The sequence below is a fragment of the Dethiothermospora halolimnae genome, assembly GCF_037577855.1.
GTDB classification, from domain to species: Bacteria; Bacillota; Clostridia; order Tissierellales; family VENL01; genus Dethiothermospora; species Dethiothermospora halolimnae.
In genome coordinates this window covers 1-2,547 of the sequence record NZ_JBAKFX010000127.1, presented here as the reverse complement: position 1 = coordinate 2,547, position 2,547 = coordinate 1, and the positions used below count along the sequence as shown (strand labels likewise).

3 protein-coding genes are annotated in these 2,547 nt (G+C 28.7%); all 3 read left to right on the top strand.

From position 1 onward, the window contains the following. The first annotated feature begins 133 nt into the window (after positions 1 to 133). The 3 genes from V6137_RS20830 to V6137_RS20820 all read left to right on the top strand — a co-directional run bounded on the left by V6137_RS20830 (position 134) and on the right by V6137_RS20820 (position 2,487). Entirely contained in the window at positions 134 to 916 is a 783-nt protein-coding gene (locus V6137_RS20830) for an ABC transporter ATP-binding protein (protein WP_425449873.1), read from the top strand. Between the two features lie 157 nt (positions 917 to 1,073). After that, the gene (locus tag V6137_RS20825; protein WP_425449872.1) at positions 1,074 to 1,643 is read left to right on the top strand and encodes a sigma-70 family RNA polymerase sigma factor; all 570 of its coding nucleotides are present in this window, start codon (positions 1,074 to 1,076) and stop codon (positions 1,641 to 1,643) included. Further along, positions 1,636 to 2,487 (top strand): DUF4367 domain-containing protein, encoded by an 852-nt coding sequence (locus V6137_RS20820; RefSeq protein WP_425449871.1) that lies wholly within the window; start codon positions 1,636 to 1,638, stop codon positions 2,485 to 2,487. Before V6137_RS20825 ends, V6137_RS20820 begins: the two co-directional genes overlap by 8 nt. Positions 2,488 to 2,547 lie beyond the last annotated feature (60 nt).

The following is a 2,547-nucleotide window of genomic DNA, read 5'->3' as shown; positions in this document are numbered from 1 at the left end:
AATAAGATAAGTTTTGTATTAAAAGGTTATTTAAGAATATGAATATTGAAGTTATTTTTAGTGAGAATGTTCGGTAGAAAAGAACTTTATTTTCTATCAAATGTTCTAACTATATTATACGAGGAGGATTATTATGGAAAACATTATTGAAATTAAGCAGTTGAAAAAAACATTTATATCAGAGAAAAAGCAAAAGGTTGATGCACTTAATAATATTAACCTAGAAATAAAAGAACAAGAATTTGTATGTTTAATAGGACCAAGTGGATCGGGAAAATCAACGTTACTAAGACTTATGGCTGGGCTTATAAACCCCAGTGAAGGAAGAATAGATGTTATGGGAAAGGAATTAAAAGAGCCAATAAAGGAAGCAGGAATGGTTTTTCAAGAGTATTCTCTCATGCCCTGGAGAAATATAATAGATAATGTAGCATTTGGACTTGAGCTGAGAAGGATATCTAAAAAGAAAAGATATGAAGTTGTAGAAAATATATTGAAAAGATTTGGATTAGAAGGGTTTAATGATAGTTTTCCCTATGAGTTATCTGGTGGTATGAAACAGAGGGCTGCTATAGCTAGGGCTATTGCTAATTCACCTAAGATATTATACATGGATGAGCCTTTTGGTGCCCTTGATGCCCATACTAGATTTAAGATGCAAAAAGATTTAATAAATTTTTGGTTAGAAGATAAAAGAACTATAGTATTTGTAACCCATAGTGTGGAAGAAGCAGTTTTTTTAGGAACAAGAATTATTGTTATGAGTAGTAGACCAGGAGAAATTATAGGGGATTTTAAGATAGACTTACCTTATCCCAGAAATAGATGGAATGAAAAGTTCGGTAAATATTTTAAAGAGTTGATGGGATTAATGGATGGAGAAGTAAATAAAAGAACTAAAAAAGATACCAACTAAAAGTTGGTATCTTTTTTAGTTCTTTAGCTGTTTATTGTTTATAAAAAGTAAATTAAAAAAATATAAAAATATATGTAATGAAATTAAAGGATATACGTATTAACATGTGAAACTACTTAGCTAAGTAATAGAAGTTTTGAAGGGAGGGATTTAAAATATGGAGGAGGTTATTTTAACGGATGGTTTAAATAAGCAAGAAGCAAAGGAAGAGATATATACAGAGAGGGAATTTACCTATATATTTGAAAACTATTATAAGCGGGTTTATAACTATATATATTATAGGGTTAATAATATATATATTGCAGAAGACTTAACCAGTGGAGTTTTTGAAAAGGTAATGTCTAAAATAAATACATACTCTAAAAACAAATCACCCTTTGAAGTATGGTTATTTGCTATAGCTAGAAACATTGTAAAAGATCATTACAGAAAGTCTAAAAAACGGAGTATATTTTCCATTGATAAAATTAAGGAATTAATATCTAAGGAAAAGGGACCGGAAGAGATTATAGTAAAAGAGGAGTCTAAAGATGAGATTTTAAAAGCTATGGATATTTTAGATTCTAGGGGAAGGAATATTATAGCCTTTAAATTTGGAGGGAACTTAAAAAATAAAGAGATAGCTAGATTATTAGATATTACTGAAACTAATGTGGGAGTAATACTTTATCGTTCAATGAAAAAACTAAAGGCTGAAATGGAAAAGGAGGGGGAATATGAGTAAAAAAAGTATCGAAGATAAGTTTTCTAAAGAAATTGATAACTATTTAAATGGTATAGAGAAAGAGGATAAATCAGATTCAAAGGAATATGATGAGCTTTTGAATCTAAGCAAAACTTTGATAGATAAAGATTATAGCTTAAACAGCAATAAGAAAGATATCAAAAATAAAGTTGTTAATAATTATAAAGGAGAGGGTATTATGAAGAAAATAAATAAAATGAAGAGACCGGCTATTGTGGTGGCTTTAGTGTGTGTTATAGGTATATCCTTTATGCAAACATCCTTTGCTAAGGATTTTATAGAAAAGGTAATTAATAGAATATCCTTAGGAGGTATAGTTGTAGAGCAGACAGAACCTATGGATAAAGATATAGACCTAACGGAAGAGTTTAAAAATAAAACTAAAAAGGAACAGGATATAGACACAGATATAGAAAAATTAATAGTTAGGGACACTGAAGAATTAAATAAATATACTTGTTTTAATGTTATACTACCTAACTATTTGCCAAAGGGGTATAAGTTTAACAGGGCAGAATTTTATAAGGAAAAAAATAAAGCCGTAAAGGATACGAAATATATAGATATATTTTTTAAAAATGATAAAACAGGAAAAGAAATTTTTATGCAACAGCGGTTTTCCGATGAAGAAACAGCATATATATTATCTACAGAGTCAGAAATTAAATCAGTCAAAATTAATGGTATAGATGCTATAATAGTTGGAGGTAGAAATATTGACTGGGAAACTGATACTGTACTTTATAGTATATCGGGAAAAGGAGTTATTGGAGAAAAGGAGTTAATTAATATGGCTAAATCTATATTAGATCAATATGAGTAGAATAATATAAATAAAGATATTATAATAATTAATAGAGGGCCAAAACCTTAAGGTTTTGGC

Coding starts and splice junctions, on each gene's coding strand:
- V6137_RS20830 (WP_425449873.1), top strand. CDS start 134: ATGGAAAACATTATTGAAATTAAGCAGTTGAAAAAAACATTTATATCA.
- V6137_RS20825 (WP_425449872.1), top strand. CDS start 1,074: ATGGAGGAGGTTATTTTAACGGATGGTTTAAATAAGCAAGAAGCAAAG.
- V6137_RS20820 (WP_425449871.1), top strand. CDS start 1,636: ATGAGTAAAAAAAGTATCGAAGATAAGTTTTCTAAAGAAATTGATAAC.